Below are 22,814 nucleotides of genomic sequence, written 5' to 3' on the forward strand. Positions count from 1 at the left end.
TCCCTCGGCTACCGCACCCCGGCCCAGTTCGAAGCCGATCTGAACTCGATCAACTAACCAACAAACGGTCCAAAAATCCGTTGCATCTCATTCCTCCACTTACGGCGGAGCCATCCGCAATGCCGCCTCCTCTTCCCCCACCCTCATCGGCTGCTCCTTCTCCGACAATTCCTCCGTATTCGGCGGCGGGGCCATCCGCAATGCCTCCTCCTCCCCGACCCTCACACGCTGCACCTTTTCCAACAATTCCAGTACAAACAGCTCACTAGGGAACGGCGGAGCCATCGCCAATTTCTCCTCTTCCCCCTCCATCACTGATTGCGCCTTCCAAGGCAACCTGGCAGGATACTATGGCGGCGGGATTTACAACTACAGCTCTTCCCCCGTGATCACCAGCTGCTCCTTCCAAGGCAACCAAGCCCAATACTTTGGCGGCGGGATTTGCAACGAAATCTCCACCCCCGTGCTCACCAACTGCTCCTTCCAAGGCAACCTGGCCTCCGATGGCGGCGGGGTTTACAACGGAAACTCCTCCCCCGTGCTCACCAACTGCTCCTTCCAAGGCAACAAAGCCAGTCTCGCTGGCGGCGCGATCCTCCAGAATGGCGGAACCACCACCGCCACCAACTGCATCTTCTGGAACAACCGGCAAAATGGCAGCACGACCGCCCCCGGTGCTTCCGTCGCGACCGTCGCGGGCACCGTGACCTATTCCCACTGCCTCGTCCAAAACCTCAACCCCGCCGGCACCGGCAACCTCGACGGCACCAACCCTGCCAACGATCCCCTCTTCCTCACCCCCGTCGATCCCGCCTCCGCCCCCACCACCGGCGGCGACCTCCGGCTCCAGCCCGCCTCCCCCTGCATCGACCGCGGCGACGACTCCGCCAACCCCAGCACCACCGACCTCGCCGGCAACTCCCGCTTCATCGGCACCATCGACCTCGGCGCCTACGAAACCCCCGCCGCCGACCTCTGGGACACCGACTACGACCACGACGGCCTTGCCTGGGGCATCGAAAACGCCCTCGGCACCGACACCACCCTCCCCACCTACCCCAGCCCCTTCACCGCCCCCACCTTCGACACCAGCGGCAACCCCCTCCTCACCTTCCCCAACAACCCCGCCGCCGTCCCCGGCACCATCTGGGTCCTCCAGCGCTCCACCGACCTCACCGGCTTCACCGAAATCTGGCGCTCCAACGGCGTCACCCTCACCAACCAGCCCGACACCAGCTCCACCCTCCTCGACAACATCTTCACCATCACCGACACCACCACTCCTCCCGACTCCCGCGTCTTCTACCGCTTCGGAGCCCTCCACCAGCCCGCCCCGTAGCAGCGGACTCCATCCACTTGTCCGCTGAAGACCGCCCCCGCTTCAGGGCGCTGCGGATCAGCGCGAGATGCCGGTGCTTGGAATGACTTGACCGGCTCCTGCAAGGAGTCTGCAAGTGCAAGGAGATAGGTGCGGTGTTGGCTGCAAGCGGCTTTCGGTTGGGCGAGGTGGTTGGGGTTGAAGGGGCGACATGATTTCAGGACGCCATAGATGACGTGGAGCAGCTTGGCCATTACCGCACCGAGTACAACGATCCGCCGCTTGCCTTTTCGTAGGCGCGCAGCTGCGTGGCAGGAGTCCCTGCCAGCTTTGGAGCAGTCGTAAAGGCTTGAGGTTGCATGGTGAAAATCTAACTTTTCCGAAGAACTTTCGAAATCAGATGTCGCTTACGAAATGCACGGACTGCAAGGGACTGGTGAGCAAACGGGCAAAGGCTTGCCCTCATTGCGGTGCTGAGCGCCCCATAACAAGTGGCTGCACTTGGCTTGTTCTCGTGCTGCTGATCGGCTTCGTTGTTCTCCCTGTAGTATTCGAAACGATTACGGGGTCGCTTGGCCGCGATAGGTCCGGGAATCGCCCAAGTGTCAATTCCGCTTCCACGGGTTCACCGAACCAAGGCTATCAGTCGAAGGCGGATCCATCCGTGGTCCCGCGGGCGAAGCGTGCGGTGGCGAAGCAGCTGAAGGATCCGGAATCCGCTCAGTTCAAGGACGTGGGTTACGCATGGAGCGAGAAGACCGGGAATGTTGCGTATGGATGGGTCAATTCGAAGAACGGGCTTGGCGGTTACAACGGCTTCCAGCGTTTCGTCGCCAACGAGAAGACCGTCCTGTTGGAAGAGCGCGAGCCGGAGCGAACTCTGGCTGCCTGGAGAGAAGCAGCTGCGGGGAGGACGACGGAAGAAAGCCTCTCCAAGCTATCGAAGGGGAACGCTTCTGCGGCTCCTCTGGTTTTCGACGTGAAGGTCGTGGTTGCCAAGACTCCCGCCGAGGTCACCAAGCTCCTCGGCAAACCGAAGGAGACGCAGAAATCGAAGTACGGCACGATCTACAAATACCAGTCACCCGACATTGAGATCCTCTTCACGTCCGGGAAGGCCAACTTGATCACGGTCAACGGTCTTGATTCGGTTCCCTTCTCGCCGGCTGCAATTCAAGCCCTCGGGCTTTCCCGGCCGGTATGGGAATTCCGACGCTGTCTCTCGCCACGATCTGACGACCTCGGGTCGCACGCGGTCTGGAAGCGGATTACTTAGCCACCGAGTCCTTCCGATCAGCCCTCTGAATACCCGGTAGTTCACGCGAGCCAGGATCCCGGACCACCGAGTTCGTTTGCGGTGCCCACTCAGAACGCAACCGAGATCGAACGCATAGGCAGCCACCTACGTGCTTGTTGCACTTTTTGTGGAAGAAGCTAGAACAACAAGCATGAACCACGTTTCGAAGGAAGCACTGCTCGCAATGAAAGAAGAAGCCGCTACATCGGTTGAAATGCTGACTGGTCAGCTTGCTGATGCCAGGCGCGAGTTGTCGGCCATTGAGGACTTATTGAGAATCCGACACGGTTGGGTTCCAGAGAGGCTCTCGATGCCCTCGGACGCCGGAATTCATCTGGCGGACTTTGAAACATGGGCGAAGGACGAATGGCTGCCCATGTTCAAGAAGGGCAGCAAAGTCACTACCAGCCAATTCTCGCAGTGGATACGGGAGCATCGAGCGAGAGGTGAGGACGAAGGACGGATCCGGAATCTCATCGGTCTCACGTTCAAGAAATTGGTCGAGGAAGGACTCATCGTAAGTGTCAGGGCAGGAAAAGGGCGAGCACCGACCGTCTACGAAAAGCGCTAGGGTCTACAAATTCCTATTGCTTGTGTTGTGTTTGTTTTTACTTGTATTACTCTGATTATTGAGCAGGTTGGTCGCGATGAAATTCCCCCCGTTTTCCACAAATGCCCTTTCTCGGCTCAAAGCAATCAACCAAGCCCCTTCGGCTCAGGGATCTATAGGAAGGAAGCCCACGAACTTCTTGAGCCTGCTGCGCAGAACTGCCTCACTCCGGCAACCAGACGTCAGCCCAGTCGAGAAACTCTACCCGTCGGTAGTGAAGACGTGCTGCCGTGATGAGGTTCGGAGGATAAGCACTGACCAGAGGGTCGATCCATTGGAAGCCTACGCAGTCGCGATGGCGTGGGGTGGACAACGGGAGAAGCACTTCAAGTGGTCGATTCAGGAGCCTGCTCTTTTGGAGCTATTGAACAGGCTGCGAACCAGCAACCGAGGACGCGCTGAAGATTTCGGCGAGGCAAGACAGCTCGCACGGAGCATTTCGGGACTTGGCCCTACCCCTCGTTCTTCAAACTGAAGGGCGGCGAGGGAAAGCAGTTCCTCACCATCCCCGAGCGCGACGAGAAGACCATCCAGTTTTCCACCGACGTGGAGGACAGCTACTTTGACCGCAGCGAGGATCCCGGGGAGCTGAAGGTCTCGATACTCCAGCGCCGGATCAATGAAACGGAAGGCGGAACCGCGGCCGGTGCCGTCGATGCCCCCGAAGAACTCCTGGATATCCGCAAGACCAGCCCGAAGGACGGAACCATCCGCATCGGGCTCGGCGCGACCAGCGAGCTAAAAATGGGCGACGAGCTGGAGATCCGGGCCACCCTCGGCGGACCGGAAGACTTCGAGTGCCGCTTCTGGGTCAAGATCATCGAGCCGAACAAGGAGCCAAAGGAGGTCAAGAAGCCGGACGAGGAGGATGAGCAGCCGATGGGCTTGCCGGAACTGCAGTTGGTTTTCAAAGAGCCGCGTGAAGATCACCCGGACGACATCACTTGGGACAAGCTGGCCGAGGTTGGCGTGGAAATGGACTGGAATATCCCGATGTATCCATCGGTTGGAGAAGACGGCAATCTGGACCGGGTTTACATTAACGTTGATTGCTCGATTCTTCGGAACTACATCAGCAGGCAAGGGCCGATAACTGTCGAGCAGCACCAGACCTCCGAGAACAAGTTCATCTCTTCAGTCTATTTCCACGCGATTTTCCTCTTCAGCATCACGAAGAACAAGAAATACGACCTGAAGCAGGGGGAGAGGGAGGTGGATCTCCAGGACGACCTCACCCGAGGGTAGGGATCACCGAGTCAGGGACTCGGCCCCCGATCGGGGTTAAGTCCTTGATCCGGAAAAATGGAGCATAGCGGAATCGAACCGCTGACCTTTTCATTGCGAACGAAACGCTCTACCAACTGAGCTAATGCCCCCTGTTCCTCTCGGACGCGCCACCGGTGACAGTTCCGAAGCTTCAAATCAAGGGGAAATCCGGTCCGCGGGGATTGAGATTGCTTGGCTGCGGAACCAAATCACAGGCGCAAACAATCAAGCTTTGCCAAGGGCAACCAATTTCTCATACTCGGTCGCATGCGATTGCGCTGGCTTTCCGTTCCTGCTGCCGCCCTTTCGGTGGCGCTCACCGCGTGCACCAACGGCGGTTACTCGTCCGCCGAGAATCCGACCGGCACCGGTCCCTTCGACAGCCGCGGCAACTACGTTGAAGCCTGGGCCGACAATCCGTCCCAGTGGAAGCAGGCCAACTCCCGTCCGGTGGACGCCGAGCCCGACAAGCAGCCGGAGCCGGTCCAGACGCCGCCGCTCATCGCGGCCAACACCCCCCAAAAGACGGCCACCACGCCGGTCATCAATCCGAAGCCGACCCCCAAGCCCGCGCCGAAACCGAAGCCCAAGCCGGCCCCGGTCAAGGTCAAGCCCAAGGTGGTGCGCCACACGGTGAAGAAGGGCGACTCGCTCTACGCCATCGCCAAGCGCTACGGCACCACCGTCGGCAAGATCCAGAGCGCGAACCGGCTCAAGGGCACGATCATCCGCCCCGGCCAGTCGCTGGTGATCCCCCGCTGACCGGCGTCTCAGCCGAGCGGGCTCACCTGGCCGGAGGTGACGCTGAACCGCGCCATCCCGCCGAGCCCCTGCGATTCATCCAGCCAGCCCAGGTGGGTGGTGGTGATCCATTTCTGCGCCGCCGCCGGCAGCGCCCGCAGCACGGCATTTCGGCGTCCGGGATCGAGTTCGCCGAAAACGTCATCGATCAGGTAGACCGGCAAACTGCCCCGCGCCTCGGCCAGCGCTTCGCCTTGTGCCAGCTTGAGGGCAAGTGCGAGCGTCCGCTGCTGGCCCTCGCTGGCGAACTCACCGGCCGCCATGCCATTGATCGTGAGCCGCAGGTCGTCGCGATGCGGACCGACCACGCTCTGGCGCTGGCGGCGCTCCCGCTCGTGAGCTTGTTCAAGAGCCACGCGCAAGTCGCCGCCGCCGGCCGGGCGATACTCCAGCGCCAGCCGCTCGTCGCGGCCGCTGACCTCGCGCTGGGCGTGTTCCGCCCGCGGCGAAAGCAGTTCCACCAGCCGGCGCCGCGCCGCCACCAGCTGGTCGCCGTTGGCAATCATGATCTCCTCGTAGGACCGGATCTCCTCCTCGCGGGGACGTCCGTCCTTGAGCAGCAGGTTCTTCACCTTCAAGGCCCGCCGGTAGCGGCTGAGTGCCTGCCGGTAGCCCGGCTCGATCTGGGATCCGATGAAGTCCAGGTAATGGCGGCGCCCTTCCGCCGGGCCGCGGACCAGCTCGAGGTCCTCGTTGCCCATCCACACGATCAAGCCGCCATCCGCAAGATAGACGCCGGGACCACCGCGCGCTTCGCCATCGACCGCCAGGTCGAAGCCCCGCTGCCATTTGACCCGGCGCTCCATGCCCCAGACCTCCCCGGCGATCCCGAAGCCCCCCGCCCCGCCCATCCGCACCATCGCCGGCATCCGGCGGGAGCGCGGCGAATGCAGCCGCACCAGCACGCAGACCGCCTCGAGGATCGAGGTCTTGCCCTGGGCATTGTCGCCGGTGAAAACCGCCCCGCCCGCCGGGATCTCCAGCGACAGGCCGGCAAAACAACGGAAATCGACGGCGCGCAGGGTGCGGATCACGGCGCCAAGCTAGCCGGGGGAGCCGCCCGCCCCGCAAGGGCAAACCCCTGCTTCTACCCTTGAAATGCCGGGACACCCGTGCATCCTCGCCGCCCGCTGATGGCAGGGCCTAAATTCCAAGCACTTCCCGGTTTCCGCGACTTTCTCCCGAAAGACACCGCGGCCCGCAATTATTTGTTCGAAACCTGGCGCTCGGTCGCCCGCCGCTACGGCTTCGTCGAATACGAGACGCCGCTGCTCGAGGACACCGGCCTCTACCTGAAGAAGTCCGGCGGCGAGCTGTCCTCGCAGCTGTTCCGCTTCGAGGACCAGGGCGGCCGCGACGTCTGCCTGCGGCCCGAAGTCACCGCCTCCCTCGCCCGCCTCGCCGCCCAGCATCAGCGCGATTTCCCCAAGCCGCTCAAGTGGTTCGAGATCGGCCAGTGCTTCCGCTACGAGAAGCCGCAGAAAGGCCGCGGCCGTGAGTTTTTCCAGTTCAACGTCGACATCCTCGGCGAGGCCGGCCCGCAGGCCGATGCCGAGCTGATCGCGCTGTCGATCGACACCATGCTCGCCTTCGGCTTCAAGCCCGGCGACTTCGTCGTCCGCGTCTCCGACCGCCAGGCCTGGCTCGACTTCGCCGCCAAACGCGGAGTCGCCGAGGAGGCGATCCCCGACTTCCTGCAGATCATCGACAAGCTCGAGCGCGAGAAACCCGACGTCACCGCGCAGAAGCTCGGTGCGCTGGGCCTCAGCAGCGACGAAGTCACCGCCTTCATCGCCAACCCGGAGAACGCCTCCGCGGCCTTCGACACCATCCGCGCCGAACTCGAGGCCCGCGGGCTCGGCGACTACCTCTCGCTCGACCTCTCCATCGTCCGCGGCCTGGCCTACTACACCGGCGTCGTCTTCGAGGTCTTCGACGCGAAGAAGTCGATGCGCGCGGTCGCCGGCGGCGGCCGCTACGACACCCTCGTCGCCACCATTTCCGATGGCGGCTGCGACCTGCCCGCCACCGGCTTCGCCATGGGCGACTACGTCATCCGCAACCTCATCGAGGAAACCCCGCATGCCGAGCTGAACATGGCCGCCTGGCTGCAGCGCAACGCCGCCGCCTGCGACATCTACCTCGTCCTCGCCGATGACACCAAGCGTCCGGAAGCCCTCGAGATCCTCGCCGAGCTGCGCAATGCCGGCATCTCCTGCGACCTGCCCTTCACCACCCCGAAGATCAACAAGCAGTTCCAGAACGCCGAGCGCAGCGGCGCCCGCTTCGCCCTCGTCATCGGCAGCGAACTCCCCGAGCTCAAGCTCAAGGCCCTCTCCTCGCGCAGCGAGGAATCCTGCCATGTCCTCGGCCTCGCCGACTGGCTCACCGACCGCCTCAAGCAACCCGACGGCCCCCTCCTCGCCTGACCTGATCCTGCCTTTCCACTGATCACTGATCACTGATTACTCTCCACTTCAAAGTCCATGCGCACCCACCATTGCAACGAACTCCGCGCCTCCCACATCGGTGAAACCGTCACCCTGATCGGCTGGGTCAATTCCGCCCGCGACCAGGGCGGCGTGATCTTCATCGACCTCCGCGACCGCGAGGGCGTGACCCAGTGCGTGTTCCGCTCCGAGGTCTCCCCGGAAGCCGCCGAACTCTCGCACAAGCTCCGCGTCGAGGACGTCGTCCAGGTCACCGGCACCGTCGAGGCCCGTCTCAAGACCGACACGGTCGACACCACCAATGACAAGCTCGAGACCGGAGCGATCGAGATCGTCACGAGCAAGCTGGTCATCGTCAACAAGGCCGACGTGCTGCCCTTCCAGCTCGACAAGGAGTTGTCGAACGAGGACCTGCGGATGCGCTACCGCTACCTCGACATCCGCCGCCCGCGGATCACCGGCAACCTGCGCACCCGCCACCGCGTGACCAAGTCGGCCCGCGACTTCCTCGACGAGCAGGGCTTCTGCGAGATCGAGACGCCGATCCTTTCCAAGTCGACCCCGGAAGGCGCCCGCGACTTCCTCGTCCCCTCGCGCCTCCAGCCGGGTTCCTTCTACGCGCTGCCCCAGGCACCCCAGCAGTACAAGCAGCTGCTCATGGTCGGCGGCATCGAGAAGTATTTCCAGATCGCCAAGTGCTTCCGCGACGAGGACCTCCGCGCCGACCGCCAGCCGGAGTTCACCCAGATCGACATCGAGGCTTCCTTCGTTGAACAGGACGACATCATCGGCCTCGTCGAGGGCCTGCTCGGCCGGATCTTCAAGGAATCCCGCGGCGCCGACATCCCCGCCTCCTTCGAGCGCATCACCTGGAAGGATGCGATGGACAACTACGGCTCCGACAAGCCCGACCGCCGCTTCGGCCTGAACTTCGTCGACCTCAGCGAGGAGCTCAAGGACTGCGAGTTCCGCGTCTTCTCCGGTGCCGTCGCCGCCGGCGGCGTGGTCAAAGCGATCAATGCCAAGGGCTTCGCCGACATCTCCACCGGCCAGATCGACAAGCTGACCAAGCTCGCCCAGGCCGCCGGTGCCAAGGGCCTCGCCTACATCCAGGCCCGCGGCGAGGACCGCGAGTCCTGGCGCTCGCCCTTCGTCAAGCGCATGACCGACGCCGAGGTCGAGGCGCTCCGCAGCAAGCTCAACATCGAGCCCGGCGACCTCATCCTCTTCGCCGCCGACCAGTGGGAAGCCGCCTGCGACGTCCTCGGCCGCGTCCGCCTCGAGTGCGCCGACATGCAGAACCTGCTCGAGGGCAACACCGAGCTCGACTTCCTCTGGGTCACCGAGTTCCCGCTGCTCGCCTTCGACGAGGAGACCGGCCGCTACGTCGCCGTCCACCACCCCTTCACCCGCCCGCTCAAGGAGGACGAGGAGAAGCTGCTCAAGGGCGAGCTCTCCACCGAACTGCGCGCCCAGGCCTACGACGTGGTCCTCAACGGCCACGAACTCGGCGGCGGCTCGATCCGGATCCACGAGGGCCCGCTGCAGACCGCCATGTTCAAGGCGCTCGGCATCTCCGAGGAACACGCCGCCGAGGAGTTCGGCCACATCCTCGACGCCTTCCGCTTCGGCGCCCCGCCGCACGGCGGCCTCGCCCTCGGCCTCGACCGTCTGGTCATGCTGATCTGCAACGAGGACTCGATCCGCGAGGTCATCGCCTTCCCGAAGAACAACAAAGGCAACGACCTCATGAGCCAGTCCCCGGCCGAAGTCGACGCCAAGCAACTCCGCGACCTGCGCATCCAGGTGACCGCCAAGAAACCGGCGGCAGCTCCGGTGCAAGGCTAGGCGGTTGTCCGACGCTTCCCAAGCCAGCCCTGCGACCGCGGGGCTGGCTTTTTCTTTGCCTGCCCGTCTTTCTATCACGGGACCGCGGACACTCCACGCAAGCACCACCATTCATTGGTAAACTGCACTAACAGAAGGCCTCCACGTGCCCGCAGCAACACCTTGTTCTGCGTCCCTCAATTCAAGAAGTATCCCCTGTCAAAAGCCCAATAGAACTCCCCGAATACCCAGAGCCGAATCGACCCGACCCCAAGTCCTACAAGCAACAAGAGGATAACCCAAGACGGAGAACGCCCGTCGCTCAGCCGCTCCGCAAACCAACATCCACTCCCGAATCCTGAGGCAAGGAATCCAAACAAACAGGAGCATTGCCAGAACGGATACCCGAGGTTCCTGCTCTCGAGGAGGGGAAAAGCAAGCCATGCCAACACGATCAACAATGGGGCCACCACGAGACACGCAGAGATCAAGTGCTGCTTTTTCGAGTAGACTGCGATCTGCTCTGCGAACCGGGTTATCGCTGACTTCGCCATTGGACTATTGCCGACCATGCCGGGTTTCAGATTGAACGCAACGCGGGAGTGATCGGGCGATCCTCTCCACTCGGCCGCGGCAGATTCCGTGAGGAGCGCGGCCGGCTCTTCAACCGCGGCGTGGTGCTGCGCGAGTTCCTGCCCATCGTCGAGCGGGGCAGCGACATCCGCGGCCTGCCGCTGGTCGAGGAAACCCGCCTCTTTTTCTGGCAAGACGAGCCGCTGGTCATCCCGGAGCCCTCCACGCCAGGACCCATGGATGAAATCGGGCGATGGAAGGAGATCGCCCGCCGCTTCCGCTCCGACTTCCTCACGATTGATGTCGCACTCCTGGAAGACGGCAGTTGGAAGATTGTCGAGACCGGCGACGGCCAGGTTTCCGGCCTGCCGGTCGGCCTGGACCCCGAACGCTTCTACGCCAGCCTCTGGAACAAGAGCATCGCTGACGATTGATTCGGCAAAGCCCTCCGCCCGCCCGGATCAACCAAGCAACTCCTCCATCTTCGCAAACAAGGTCGAGAAGCAGTCGTCCCCCAGCACCGGCTCCGTGCCCGCGCGGGTGCCTTCGGGCGGCTCGGGAAGTTTCACCCAACTCCGACAGCCGCCGTACTTCGCCTCGTAGGGGAACTCCCAGGGCTGCGCCAGCTTGCTGACCCGCAGCAGCGCGACGTGGATGCTGCCGCTGGCCATCCCCTTGCCCTCCCAGTCGAAGCGCTGGCGGATGGTCTCCTCGGTCCAGATGTGGTACGGCTCCAGCGCCGCGACCTGGTCCCAGTCGCTCAGGGTCTTGGCCCACAGCGCCTCGCAGTGGTGGGTGATGCCCACCGTTTCCCCGTCGGTCCATTCGGGTTGGGCCACCACTTCACCCTCGCGGACAAACTGGTCCTGGTTGTGGAAGCGGGTCGGGAACAGGAAGAACGATTCCTCGGCGAAGGAGAAGCCGGCCCGCCCCTCGTGGATCCCGCCCTTTCTCAGGATTATCGATTGCCTGCCGCTGGCGAGCGCGTCGCACACCACCTGCCACTCCTTGAAGCCGTTTGCCATGCCCTGCGGTATGCCGGCGGGCCGGCCGGCTCAATCCGCAATTTCCGCCAAGTCCACTGCCGATGACCGGAATCGCCCGACCGCCAATGCCGCACCGGCATCCTCAGCGGGCCGGACGATTCCCGCCCGCCGGGCTTTGATTCCCACTCCGGGCACGGGAATACTTCCGCCTAGCCCATGCTTCCCGTCCACGTTCCACTCTATCTGCGGCCCCTGCTCGCGGTCTTCGCCATGCTGCCGGCACTCGCGGGAGGTGAGTCCCGGCCGAACGTCCTGTTCATCGCCCTCGACGACCTCAACGACTGGATCGGCTGCATGGAAGGCCACCCGCAGACGGTCACGCCGAACCTCGACCGGCTCGCGGCGGACGGCATGCTGTTCACCAACGCCCATTGCGCGGCACCGGCTTGCAACCCCTCGCGGATCTCGATCTTCAGTGGCCGCTCGCCCCACAAGACCGGCATCTACACCAATGCCCAGAAGCTCCGCGACGTGCTGCCGGACGTCACCCTGCTGCCCGAGCATTTTTCCAAGAACGGCTACCACGCCAGCGGTTCGGGCAAGATGCTGCACTACATCATCGATGCCCGTTCCTGGGACGAGTACTTCCCGGAGAAGTCGACCGAGATGCCGATTCCGGACACCCTGTATCCCGACAAGCGCCCGCTGTCCCTGCCCCGGGCGGGCCCATGGCAATACGAGGAGACCGACTGGGGTCCGCTCGACACCAGCGACGAAAAGTTCGGCGGCGACTACACGGTCAGCCAATGGGTCGGCGGGAAGCTCGCGCAAAAGCACGATGAGCCCTTCTTCCTCGCCTGCGGGATCTACCGGCCGCACGAACCCTGGTTCGTCCCGAAAAAGTATTTCGAGAAGTTCCCGCTCGAATCGATCCAGCTGCCGCCCGGCTACAAGGAAGGCGACCTCGACGACCTGTCCGACGAGGCGAAGAAGCTCGCGGAAAACCGCTACTTTCCCCACATCCTCGAACAGGGCCAGTGGAAGCAAGGCGTCCAGAGCTACCTGGCCTCCATCCACTTCGCCGACGCCATGCTCGGCCGGGTGCTCGACGCCCTGGAGAAAGGCCCGAACAAGGACAACACCATCGTGGTCCTGTGGTCCGACCACGGCTGGCATCTCGGCGAAAAGCAGCACTGGCAGAAGTACACCGCCTGGCGCGCCTGCACGCGGGTCCCGCTGATGGTCAAGGTTCCCGCCGGGATCTCACCCGCCCTGCCCGGCGGCACAAGGGCCGGCATCCGCTGCGATGCTCCGGTCAGTTTGCTCGGCCTCTACCCGACGCTCACCGAACTCTGCGGCCTGCCGCCCGGCGAGGCGATCGATGGCCGCAGCCTGGTGCCGCTGCTCAAGGATCCGACGTCCTCGATCGAACCGGCGGTGATGACCTATCTGCACGACGGCGGCAGCGTCGGCGTGAGCACGAAGGACTGGCGCTACATCCGCTACAAGGGCGGCGCCGAGGAACTCTACCACACCTCCGTGGATCCCTACGAATGGGACAATCTCGCTTCGACCCCCGCCCACGCCGCGGAACTCAAACGCCTGCGCGCGCTGGTGCCCGCGGGCTTCTCCACAGTGAAAGAGGTCAAGGTCAAGGATCTCCCCGACCTGCCATGGCGGCCGGTGGCCACCGCCTCCGACCTGCCGCCGTCAAAGCCGGACGGCACGCCGATGCGCATTGCCTTCGTCAACCACCGCAACCAGACCGTGCAGCTTCACTGGATGAACCGCCAGGGCCACGCCGTCGACAAAGGCGTGATTGAGCCGAACCAGCAGCAAGAGCTCAAGGGAAGGCCCGGGTCGGTGTGGGCGATCAGCGACGAGACCGGCGCCTTCCTCGGCTACTTTGAGGTGGTCGACCGTCCGGCGAAGGGAGTGATCCGATGAATGCCGCCTCCCTGTCCCATCCCGGCTGCCGCCCGGCCCGCCGCGAGTCACCGCCATTGCGGAAATTCGGCCTCATCGGGGGCACCTCGTGGCGCTCCACGATGGCCTACTACTCGGCGATCAACGAGGCCATCAACCGCCACTACGGCGACAACACCAACCCGCGCATCAACCTCGCCAGCCTGGATCAGAAAGGCATCCACAGCGCCCAGCTGGCCGGCCGATGGGAGGAGGTCCTCGAGCGCATCGGGTCGGCCGCCATCGAGCTCCAGCACACCGGGGTCGAGGGCATCGCCTTGTGCGCGAACACCCCGCACAAGATCTACGACCTGCTCCAGTCGGACCTCCGCGTCCCGGTGCTCCACATCGGCGATGCGATCGCCCGCGAGTGCGAGCGGCAGGGCTGGACCCACGTCGGCCTGCTCGGCACCCGCTTCACCATGGAAGACGACTTTCTCCGCGGTCGTCTCAAGGAGAGATACGGGATCCGCACCCGCGTGCCGAATGTCCGTGTCCGCCGGGCGATCCACCGCTGCCTCCTGGAGAAGCTGTCGATGGGTATTTTCGACGAGGTGTCCCGCCGGCTTCTTTTGGACCAGATTGATGGTTTCTCACGGATCGGCGTGCAAGCCGTGATCCTCGGCTGCACCGAGTTCCCCTTGTTGCTGGCTGGCAGCGACAGCCCCTTGCCACAGGTCGACTCCCTCGCCTGCCATTGCGATCAGATCGTGGAGTTCATCCTCGGCACCGCCGATTGAGTCACCCTCCCGTGCGGGCGCGGCCGACGCTCTCGCCCTCGATGAGGTTCATCTCGAGAAAGTGCTTGCCGATCGGCCTCAGCCCGCCGCTCAGCCATTCCTTGAAGTAGGTCAGCGCCTTGCGGTTGGGGAAGCGGAGCATGGTCGGCCGCGGCTGGCACCACTCGAAATGGCGCTCGTAGTTGATGCTGATCACCGACACGTCGGCCGGGATACGGATGCCATGGTGGGCGCAAAAGCCGTAAAGCGACAGCAGGTGGACGTCCTCGGTCACGACCACGGCAGTCGGCCGAATGCGCCGGAACGCCTTTTCCCAGTAAGACCGCCAGACCTCGGGGACGGGCTCGGGAAAGCGCGGGCACAGGTCTTCCACCGTTCCTTCCTCGGGGGCCTCGCCGAGCCCGCGGGCCAGCCCGTCGACGAAGGCCTCGCGGAAGCCCCCGGAGATCGAGTCGATGGGCACGAGGATCCGCCGGTGGCCGAGCTGGGACAAGTGACGCGCCACCGCCTCGATGCCCTGGTTGATGGCAAAGGAGCACATGCTGAACTTCTTGCTATTGCCGTGCGTTCCGCCGACCTGGAACGACGGAAGGCGCTCGCACGCCACCTCGCCCCAGGTGTGCAATGGCACGTAGAGGACCAGCGCCGCGGCGTTGTGGCGCTCGATCAGCTTTTCCAGCGGCACCTTCGGATTCCGGTAGCGTTCGAAGTCCACCCGCTCCCATGCCACCCCGCCGCGGGTTGCTTCCCAAGCTTCCTGGAAACTGCGCAGCAGGTTCTCGTCTTCAAGATTCAACGGAGACGACGCGGGGCGCAGGATCAGCAGTCGCCCGCGGGAAGCCTTCCCGGAATCCGGCCGGCTTTCGGCGGGCAGGATCTCGCGGCACTTGCCGACCTCGGCACCGCCGACGAGCCCGCGCTGCTCCAACAACTCCATGGCCGCCACGCAGGTCTTGCGGTTCACGCCGTAGCGCTCGGCCAGCATCCGGTTGCCGGGAAGGCGATCACCCCATTGGCCGGAGCGAATGGCCTGCTCGATCCGGTCCGCCACCTGAACCGCGAGGGACTTGCGCTCGACCTTGTCGTCCATGGTCCGGAATCTCAACCCGACGCGGAGTGCCGTCGAGCCGAAACCGGCCCCGCGGCGGGTCCGGCGGGAGAGAATCGCCAGCGCCTCGGCACCATCCCGGGAATCATCCGCGGACGGCTCATGGCGCGCCCCCGAGCTCGATCACCCGCCGTCCTCCGCCCTCCGCCGCCGCCACGGTGATCGTCTCGTAATAGCGGCCGTCGAGGCTTTCGGCGACGAAGACATGCCCGGCGTGACTGTCGATCCGTTGCGCTTTCCCGGCGGCGATGTCCCATTGCCGCGCCCGCTCCCCTTGCGGGCTGATCCAGGTCAGACGGACCTCGCCCGGATGTCGGTTGACAAAGCGGACCGCCGCCACGCCGCCCCCGTCCAACGAATGCACCACCGGCCGCATCGCCACGCGCCGGGGAGGCAGCACCTTGCTCAAGGTCTCTTCAAGTTCCGCCACCACCGCGGGATGAGCTGCCGCCACATTGGCGTTCTCCTGGTCGTTCTCGCGGTGATCGTAGAGCACGCGATGTTTCACCCGGCCGTCCTCCATGTTCCGCCACTCGGTGTAGCGCCACCCGCGCGTCCGCACGCTGTTGCCGATGAGCGGCCGGTAGAAGTATTGGCTGTAGGCCGCGTCGCGATGCTCCGCCGCGGGATCCTTGAGCAACTTTGCCGCGCTCTTGCCTTCGGTGAAAGAGGGAGCCGCCACGCCGGCCAGCTCGCAGAGGGTCGGGAAGAGGTCGAGGGTCTCGACGATCTGCCCGCACCGCTGACCCGCCCTCTTCGCCCGTGGATCGCGGATGATGAAGGGCACGCGGGTATCGATCTCGAAATTGGTCATCTTCCCCCAGCCGTTGTGTTCGCCCAGCTTGTAGCCGTGGTCCGACCACAGCACGACCACCGTATTCTCCGCCAACCCGGATGCCTTGAGCGCCTCTAACAGCCGACCGATCTGGGCATCGACGAAGGAAACCGAAGCCAGGTAGCCATGAATCAGGCGGCGGGCCTTCGCATCGCTGATCTTGCCTTGGAGCGGTGCGGGAAAATCAATGCAGTCGGCGTAATGGTGGAGCTCGTAGTTGGTCCCGAGCTCCACCGCCGGCGCTCCGTCGGGCACCTCAGGGTTGGCGGCGAGGGGCAGCGAGCCCCGGTCATAGAGGTCCCAGTATTTCCGCGGCGGACACCACGGCAGATGCGGCAGGACGAATCCCGCAGCGAGAAAGAAGGGCTTGCCGGAGTCCTTCAGCTGATCGAGACGATCGACCACCATGCTCGTCATCGCCCCGTCCGGATGGTCGTCGTCGCGGATGTCCGGATCGTTGGTGACCGGCCCGCGCAACGACGCCTTCTGCCAGGCATCATCGGGCAGCGCATCCCGGACCGTTCCGATCAGGGCCTTCTGCCGCTCGTCGTAATGATTCCAATCCCCCGCCCCGAAGCGATGGGGCAGATCCCAGGAGCGCGGGTCTTGCCAGGGGTTGTGGAAGATCTTGCCGTAGCCCTCGACATGATAGCCCTGCCGGCGGAGATACTGCGGCAGGGTGACGGCATCGGGGTGAGTCTCCCGGAAGTGATATTGCAGCGTCCAGCACTTCAAGGTGTCCGGGCGGAGGCCGGTCATCATGCTGGCCCGCGATGGGTTGCAGACCGCCACCTGCACGTAGCAACGATCGAACACCAGGCCAGTATCCGCGAGCCGGTCGATGTTCGGCGACTTGACCACGGCGTCGCCGTAGCACCCGAGCTGGGTCCGCAGGTCATCGACGCAGATCATCAGGATGTTCGGATGCCCGCCGTCTTCCGCCGCGCGGGCAGGAGAAGCGACCACCAGAAGAAGGGCAATGCCGGAGTGACGGGCCAGGGCTTTCATGAGGATGGATCGACTCAGGGCTCCGTTCCCAGCTCATCGCGGAACATCACCACCCCGGCCGGATTCGGATTCTTCGGCTTGGGGTCGGCATAGACCAGCAGGAAGCTCCTCGAATCGGGGCTCACCGGCAGGGTGTTGTAGTAGAATTGCCGCTTCACCTTGCCTCCATTGCCAACCAGTCGGGCAACCACCTGTGTCCGGCCGGAGCGGTTGACACCCGGCCGCAGCACCCGCGACTCCAGCGGTTTCAGCATCAAGGGCCCCTTGGCATCTTTTACCGGGACGTCCAGCTCGATCCCAAACAGGGTGCCGTTGAAAACGAACAGGGACCCGCCCGGCAGCGCGACCGGCGAGGTGTCGAACACGTGGACTCCGGGATCCTTCCATGCCTCGACTTTCCCCGGTGCCGCCACCAGAACCGCCAGCGCCCGGGAGGCCCCGTTCGGCAGCGCGGCCGAAACATAGCCGTGATGAAGAAGCCCTCCATCGGCACCGGTCTCCCCGGTCAGCAAGTCCAGCGACATGCGCGGCTTCACTTCCGACTCCGTCCCCGGGGCGTTGAGGGCCAGGGAAACCGGCCGCATCTCTACCCGTCCGCCGTCGCCCTCGTCGCGAAGGTAGAGCGGGCTCGGAAGGTATTCGAATGGCTTGCCCTTGATCTCCACCGGGCGCAATCCGCCCCCCTTCTTCTTCCCCGCCTTTTCACCGGGCGCGAGGGGTGCCGCGGCATCCCCTTCCCGCTCGCCCATCTTCCAGCGGGTCGTCCGGTGATGCCCGAGGGCGACGACCCTCAGCTGCAAGCGCTCCGGCGCCTTCCCGCCACCGGTTTCCGACTGTCCGGAGGCCATGGCCGCAAAGCCCACGAGGAATACCGCAAGTTTCGTCGTCATTTCGAAGGAAGGCTCGGGTTAGAGTCCGGTCTCGCCCTTGCCGAGCCAGCGGAACGACTGGATGCGGTAGCGCCGGCCCATCGCACGATTCACGTCCGACATGAGGTCGGCGCAGGCGACCGTCGGGTCATCGGCCGCCGCTTCCAGATAGTCGGAGCCGCGCTGGACGACCGCCTCGCAGGTCGCCCGGGCGACGACCCGCCCGGCCGGGTCACGCGCCTCGCCGTAGGCACGGATCGAAAAGGTATCGGACCGGGCGGTCAGCGACGCCCCGATCGATTGCAGGATCTTGCCTTGGGAAAGGTGGGCCGGTGCCCCGGCGAAGCGATCCGTCGGCATGTTTGCCGTGGCCGGGGCCGGGGCCCCGCCCGCCGGGGCAGCGTAGCGGCGCGACGAAGATACGGTGAAGTCTTGCATCGGATCGTTCAGGCCCGCCCGCCGGATCGCGACCTCCAACGGACCGGCGTAGCTGAGGGCCTTGGTCTCGTCGTCGATCTGGGAAGACGGCGACTCCGACTCGCGGCCGACATCGAGCAAGCGCCGGTTCACGAAGTCCGACACCGACACGAAGGGCGCGCGCCGCTTGACCTCCGCGACGAGTTCCGCGGTGAGACGCTCGATTTCCTCGTCGTCGAGCTCCCGGAAGCCGGTCCACGCCAGGGGCTCATCCGAGGCACTCCCGGAGTTCGCATCACCTTGGGGATCGGCGGATCCGGGGAATGGCACCGCGTCATCTCCCGACGAGGCCCCGCCGATCCGCAGCCCGCGGTTCATGGTGAGCAGCGATTTCCAGGCTATCGCCCGGGTCGAGTTCACCGACAGGTGGTTGCGCAGGCGCAGGTAGCGGGCGGCATTCTCGGCACCGGCTTCCACCCGGCCACCGAGGGAATCGGCTGCGACATGGATGTAGGGATTGGGCAGCTTGCCGGGTGCGACGAGGGCCTTGAGGTCGGCGCCCTCGGGCAAGGTCGAGAAGAAGAATCCGTCCCACAACACACGGTTCGTCTCGTAGCGGTAATCGAAGGCCGCGAACTGTTTCCCCGGATCGAACTCGTCCTGCCACCAGGTGTTGTCGCGGGGATTGACGGTGCACTCCCGGTTGAATCCCGACCACCACGCCCGCTCGTAGCTGCGGGGATCGAAGGCCGACTGATCGCGCGGGGCGGCAACCGTGGCAAGACTCTCGCCGGCAATGAAAGTCGGAGCGCTGAACTCCTCGGTAAGGCGGGCGCTGCGGAATTGCGCCGGGTTGAAGAACTCGACACCCGCCACCGGGATGTCGATGACCGGGAAGCGCAGCTCTCCCGGATACGACTGCGTGTTCATGAAGGGAGAGCTTTCCTGCAGACCGTTGACATGGCGGGGCAACATGAAGGGATCCAGGTATCCCGGCTGGTCGAGTTCGTCGGTGGTCAAGGCGCCGTAGGCGATGACCGGTTGCGCCCCGTAGCCCGACTTGGTCAGGCTTTCCACCGGGGCATCCCACGGCGTCCGCCGGAAGGTCGACGACATCAGGTTCGATGACTCGAACAGCGGGAAATCCCAGAAGGCGGACCCGTGCTTCGCGACGTTCTCGCTGGTCTCGCGGAACGACTTCAGCCGCGCCCCGAGCTTCATCCGGTTCTCCGGGATGTTGCCATTGGCACGCATGCTCGTCATCTGTTGCCAAGGCTGCTGGTCCGCATACCACCATTGGCCGCCGGGATCGATCATGCCGTTCCAGTTGAGCGTGTGGACGATCGGGTAGGCGTTGAGGCGCAAGCCGCCGTCGCGCACCGTGGCGCGCTCGAGCTGGTCATACGAGGCCGTCGCCGGGGCGATCCGGAGATGAGCCGCCATCGATCCGAATTCCCGGCCGATGTACATCGGGTTCTGGCCCGACTGGATCTGTTTGTGGTCGAACTTGTACTGGTTCGGCAGCGCCCGCGGATTGAAGACAGGCACCATCTCGGAGCTCTGGTCCTTCGGGGTACGGCGCTGGTTCAAGTTCACATAGTAGCAACCCCGGTCATTCGCCGCGAGATCGGCCGAAGCACTGAGGACATTGCGGGCGATGTTGCCGTTGCGTCCTTCCAGTTCGGTGACGCGGCCGTTGGGCGGCGAGAAGACCAGGCACTGGCCGGGCTCCATGCGCACCGGCTCGAGATAAAAGAACAAGTACCACTCGCGCGCCTGGGTCCCGTCGCCCGGACGCGGACCGTCCCCGAAGTAGGTGAACTGTTCGCCGTACTGGTCGTAGGGTGCCGAATGGGTGCCGCGCTTGCCGTTGACCATGATCCCCATGCCGGTCCGGTGCTGCAGCTGGACGAAGTAGCCGGAGGTATCGAGCGTCACGTTGGTCGGATTCCACAAGGTCACTCGCGGGTAGAACTGCAGGGCCAATCCCGTCTCCCCTGCGGAAGGGTTCGGGGCGATCGAGTGATACACGCTGTATTCCGCGATGATCGGATGCAGTCCTTGGCGGATCACCCGGGTGGGATCGGCGAAGTCGCCCTCGCCCCCGCCGCCGTTGAAGGGCCCGCGCGGCGTCGCGACCCGGTCCGGTCCCACATCTTCCCCCAATCTCACGAAATCGCGGAGCGCACCGAACTTCGGGGAGAAGCTCTCGAAACGGCGCCCCGGAATAAGCGGGGCGTCGTCATCGAGCGTCCGCCCTTCGTACTCGAAACCACCGCCGTCGCTGCGCTTCAATACCCCGCTCCCGGTGTTGGAGCGGTCCCTGAGGAAAGGGGTCAGGTCCGCCTTCAATCGACCGGCGAGGGTGTCGGTGAAAAGCGCGCTGTTCGTCGTGGTGATTCCTTCTCCTGAATTTCCCAGCATATCGGCGGTCGCCGGATCCACCTCCCCCTGCTCATCGAAGGCGCAGGTTGCCAACGAGACATAGCGAGCCTCCGCTCCCTCCTCGCGGACTAACGCGTCGTCGGACAGGTGGCTTGCGGCGGGAGCGATGCCGTCGAGCCTCGAGAAATCCCGGACCCTGCCGGCATAAAGATTGGCATACCCGCCGCTATCCCCGCCCCCGGACACGGCGTCCTTGCCGATGTTCGGGTTGTGCTGCAACAGGGGCATCGCCACGCCGAGGTCTTTCACATGATAGGCATAGGCCCCGGGGGTGTCCTTTTCACCGACTTCCACCAGCGGGGCACGGATTTCGGCATCCCCGTCGCGGGCGATGATCACGGCCTTGCGGCCGCGACCCGCTTCGTCCGCGGTGGTCCGGGGATCAAAGTCCTCCCTTGCCGAGCCACTGGAAAGCCAGGTCTCGACGGCATTGCGGTGATCGACATAACCCGCGCTCCCCGGATTCCGAGAGTCGACGCTGATCCCGTCGCGATCGCGGTGGAGGATGGGCTCGCCGGACGGGTCCACCGTTTTCCAAACCCCGACAGTCGCGGGAGCCGCGACCCCGTCGATCTCAAGCGTGTCCGGGTCCTTGTCAAAGATCGACGCCGTCGCGGTGACCCGCTGATCCGGTCCGGTTGACTTCTGCAACTGGCCGATGGCGATCGACAGGGCGAGCCGAGCGTTCGCTTGTGCCACCGCGCGGGCATTGTCCTGGCCGCCCGTGCGGACCGCAATCGACGACAGACCCAGCAAGCCGACCGCAAGAACGGCGAGCAGGATCATCAGGCTCAGGGTCACGACGAGGGCGAAGCCGCCGCGCGTGGCCCCATCCGTCCGGAATGTTCGGGAAAGCCTGCTCAAGGATGGTCGATTCATGGCGTCGGCGGGGCTGTCGCGATTCCGGCAACAAGACCGGGAGGTCGCGGGTTCACTCGATGCCATAACCAAGCAAACCCAGGCCCACTCTCAACTTGGCCGGGCTTGATTCAACCGAGCCCTCAAAGGGGCCACTTGTCCTGCCGGCGGACCAAACAGGTCCCTCCGGGCGACCTCGACGCTGCTAGAATGCATTCTCCACCCGGTGGACCCGCGGCTTCTCCCCCTCGGTCAGGATCACCTCGATCACATCAAAGCGCCACGGGATCTCGCGGGTGCCTAACAGCCGGAGCCACTCGTTCGCGCCGCGTTCGATTAGCCTCTGTTTTTCCCGGTCCACCGCATCGAGCGGCCGGCCCTTCGCCCCGGCACGGCGGGTCTTTACCTCGGTGAAAAGCAACTGCCTGCCCTCGCGGGCGACGATGTCCACCTCACCTCCGCGCGGGGCCTTGAAGTTCCGGTAAAGCACCTTGCCCCCTTGGGACCGCAGCCAGGCGCGGGCAATGCGTTCCCCCAGCTCCCCGATCTCCGCGGAGCTGACCGCACTTCCGTCGGACCTTGCCAACCGGCAGGGCGCATTGAGCAGGCGGCTGAAGCGGGCGACAAACCAAGAAACTAGACTCATGTCGTTTAACTCCATCGTGATAAATTGAACTATCACTGGAGTCATTCGCCAAGAAGTCCCAATATGCTGCCCGGGGCGCAATCCGGCGGATCGATGTTCTGGATGGGGTTCTCAGAGAGAAACCCCATGCGGTTATGAATGCCACACCAGCATGCCCCTGTCTGCCAGCCATCACCCGCCGTCCAGCGGCAGGGCCAGTTGGGCGACCGGTTGGAAAGAGCGCCGGTGGATCGGGCACGGTCCGTGCCGATGGAGCGCGTCGAGGTGCACCTTGGTGCCATAGCCCTTGTGCCGCTCGAATCCGTATTCCGGGAACTCCCGGGCGAAGTCGAGCATCCGGCGGTCCCGCGAAACCTTGGCAATGATGCTGGCGGCCGCGATCGACAGCGACTTGCCATCCCCTTTCACCACCCCGTCGTGCGGCCACGGGAAGGACGGCACGGCCAGACCGTCGATCAGGCAATGGTCCACCTTCGTCCGCAATCCGCCCACCGCCCGGCCCATCGCCGCATGCGTGGCGCGCAGGATGTTGATGCGATCGATCTCCTCCGCTTCGGCGAACGACAGCGCCCAGATCACCGAGTTGTCACCGGTGATCGTCTCGAAGAGCTTCTCGCGTTTGGCCTCGCTGAGCTTCTTGGAATCATCCAATCCGGCACAGCGCCAACCCGGTGGCAGGATCACAGCCGCGGCGGAAACCGGCCCGGCCAGCGGCCCCCGGCCCGCCTCGTCGACCCCCGCGATCATTGAAACCCCGCGGGCGCGGAGGGCGGACTCTAGGGAATCATCGGGCAT

18 protein-coding genes and 1 tRNA gene are annotated in these 22,814 nt (G+C 64.4%); 10 read left to right on the forward strand and 9 right to left on the reverse strand.

Annotation, left to right across the window (positions count from 1 at the left end; all coding sequences use genetic code 11):
• Window positions 1-385: 385 nt before the first annotated feature.
• The 4 genes from IG178_RS21055 (at window position 386) to IG178_RS21070 (ending at window position 4,470) form a co-directional block, all read left to right on the forward strand.
• A complete protein-coding gene (locus IG178_RS21055) occupies window positions 386-1,339 on the forward strand; it encodes a choice-of-anchor Q domain-containing protein (protein ID WP_255519001.1) in 954 nt (317 codons plus the stop codon).
• A 493-nt stretch (window positions 1,340-1,832) separates the two neighbouring features.
• Window positions 1,833-2,594 carry a hypothetical protein gene (locus IG178_RS21060; protein WP_193214565.1) on the forward strand — a complete coding sequence of 254 codons (762 nt, stop codon included), beginning with the start codon at window positions 1,833-1,835 and terminating at the stop codon, window positions 2,592-2,594.
• A 172-nt stretch (window positions 2,595-2,766) separates the two neighbouring features.
• Window positions 2,767-3,186, forward strand: a complete 420-nt coding sequence (locus IG178_RS21065) for a hypothetical protein (protein WP_193214566.1) — start codon at window positions 2,767-2,769, stop codon at window positions 3,184-3,186.
• Window positions 3,187-3,771: 585 nt separating this feature from the next.
• Window positions 3,772-4,470, forward strand: coding sequence for a hypothetical protein (locus IG178_RS21070; RefSeq protein ID WP_193214567.1), 699 nt, complete (start codon window positions 3,772-3,774; stop codon window positions 4,468-4,470).
• 58 nt (window positions 4,471-4,528) lie between these two features.
• On the opposite strand, the gene IG178_RS21075 is transcribed toward IG178_RS21070, so the two are convergent.
• Window positions 4,529-4,601, reverse strand: a tRNA-Ala gene (locus IG178_RS21075).
• Window positions 4,602-4,758: 157 nt separating this feature from the next.
• Between IG178_RS21075 and IG178_RS26050 the strand changes: the two genes are divergently transcribed.
• Complete coding sequence (locus tag IG178_RS26050) at window positions 4,759-5,253, forward strand: LysM peptidoglycan-binding domain-containing protein (RefSeq protein ID WP_193214568.1); 495 nt, start codon at window positions 4,759-4,761, stop codon at window positions 5,251-5,253.
• 8 nt (window positions 5,254-5,261) lie between these two features.
• Here IG178_RS26050 and recF read toward each other — a convergent pair whose 3' ends face one another.
• A complete protein-coding gene (recF, locus tag IG178_RS21085; RefSeq protein WP_193214569.1) occupies window positions 5,262-6,326 on the reverse strand; it encodes a DNA replication/repair protein RecF in 1,065 nt (354 codons plus the stop codon).
• A 99-nt stretch (window positions 6,327-6,425) separates the two neighbouring features.
• Here recF and hisS point away from each other — a divergent pair, with 99 nt between their 5' ends.
• From hisS to IG178_RS21100, 3 genes are all read left to right on the forward strand, one after another.
• Complete coding sequence (gene hisS, locus IG178_RS21090; RefSeq protein WP_193214570.1) at window positions 6,426-7,721, forward strand: histidine--tRNA ligase; 1,296 nt, start codon at window positions 6,426-6,428, stop codon at window positions 7,719-7,721.
• Between the two features lie 57 nt (window positions 7,722-7,778).
• Entirely contained in the window at window positions 7,779-9,590 is a 1,812-nt protein-coding gene (aspS, locus tag IG178_RS21095) for an aspartate--tRNA ligase (protein WP_193214571.1), read from the forward strand.
• 581 nt (window positions 9,591-10,171) lie between these two features.
• Window positions 10,172-10,576, forward strand: a complete 405-nt coding sequence (locus IG178_RS21100) for an ATP-grasp domain-containing protein (RefSeq protein WP_193214572.1) — start codon at window positions 10,172-10,174, stop codon at window positions 10,574-10,576.
• 27 nt (window positions 10,577-10,603) lie between these two features.
• On the opposite strand, the gene IG178_RS21105 is transcribed toward IG178_RS21100, so the two are convergent.
• Window positions 10,604-11,167 (reverse strand): DUF1802 family protein, encoded by a 564-nt coding sequence (locus tag IG178_RS21105; RefSeq protein ID WP_193214573.1) that lies wholly within the window; start codon window positions 11,165-11,167, stop codon window positions 10,604-10,606.
• A 177-nt stretch (window positions 11,168-11,344) separates the two neighbouring features.
• Here IG178_RS21105 and IG178_RS21110 point away from each other — a divergent pair, with 177 nt between their 5' ends.
• Both IG178_RS21110 and IG178_RS21115 read left to right on the forward strand, forming a co-directional pair.
• Window positions 11,345-13,075, forward strand: coding sequence for a sulfatase-like hydrolase/transferase (locus IG178_RS21110; RefSeq protein WP_226895658.1), 1,731 nt, complete (start codon window positions 11,345-11,347; stop codon window positions 13,073-13,075).
• Window positions 13,072-13,833 (forward strand): aspartate/glutamate racemase family protein, encoded by a 762-nt coding sequence (locus IG178_RS21115; protein WP_193214574.1) that lies wholly within the window; start codon window positions 13,072-13,074, stop codon window positions 13,831-13,833. Before IG178_RS21110 ends, IG178_RS21115 begins: the two co-directional genes overlap by 4 nt.
• Window position 13,834: 1 nt before the next feature.
• Here the strand turns inward: IG178_RS21115 and IG178_RS21120 are convergent, their stop codons facing one another.
• From IG178_RS21120 to rnhB, 6 genes are all read right to left on the reverse strand, one after another.
• Window positions 13,835-14,923, reverse strand: a complete 1,089-nt coding sequence (locus IG178_RS21120) for a substrate-binding domain-containing protein (protein ID WP_193214575.1) — start codon at window positions 14,921-14,923, stop codon at window positions 13,835-13,837.
• Window positions 14,924-15,041: 118 nt separating this feature from the next.
• On the reverse strand, window positions 15,042-16,784 hold the full coding sequence (locus tag IG178_RS21125; RefSeq protein ID WP_193214576.1) for a sulfatase-like hydrolase/transferase: 1,743 nt from the start codon (window positions 16,782-16,784) through the stop codon (window positions 15,042-15,044).
• A gap of 14 nt (window positions 16,785-16,798) precedes the next feature.
• Window positions 16,799-17,674, reverse strand: coding sequence for a hypothetical protein (locus IG178_RS21130; RefSeq protein WP_193214577.1), 876 nt, complete (start codon window positions 17,672-17,674; stop codon window positions 16,799-16,801).
• 18 nt (window positions 17,675-17,692) lie between these two features.
• Window positions 17,693-21,394, reverse strand: a complete 3,702-nt coding sequence (locus IG178_RS21135) for a hypothetical protein (RefSeq protein WP_193214578.1) — start codon at window positions 21,392-21,394, stop codon at window positions 17,693-17,695.
• A 184-nt stretch (window positions 21,395-21,578) separates the two neighbouring features.
• A complete protein-coding gene (locus IG178_RS21140) occupies window positions 21,579-22,019 on the reverse strand; it encodes a YraN family protein (RefSeq protein WP_193214579.1) in 441 nt (146 codons plus the stop codon).
• 171 nt (window positions 22,020-22,190) lie between these two features.
• Window positions 22,191-22,814 carry a ribonuclease HII gene (gene rnhB, locus IG178_RS21145; protein ID WP_193214580.1) on the reverse strand — a complete coding sequence of 208 codons (624 nt, stop codon included), beginning with the start codon at window positions 22,812-22,814 and terminating at the stop codon, window positions 22,191-22,193.

Origin of the sequence: Neoluteolibacter marinus, from assembly GCF_014904755.1 — a bacterium.
GTDB lineage: Bacteria > Verrucomicrobiota > Verrucomicrobiia > Verrucomicrobiales > Akkermansiaceae > Haloferula > Haloferula marina.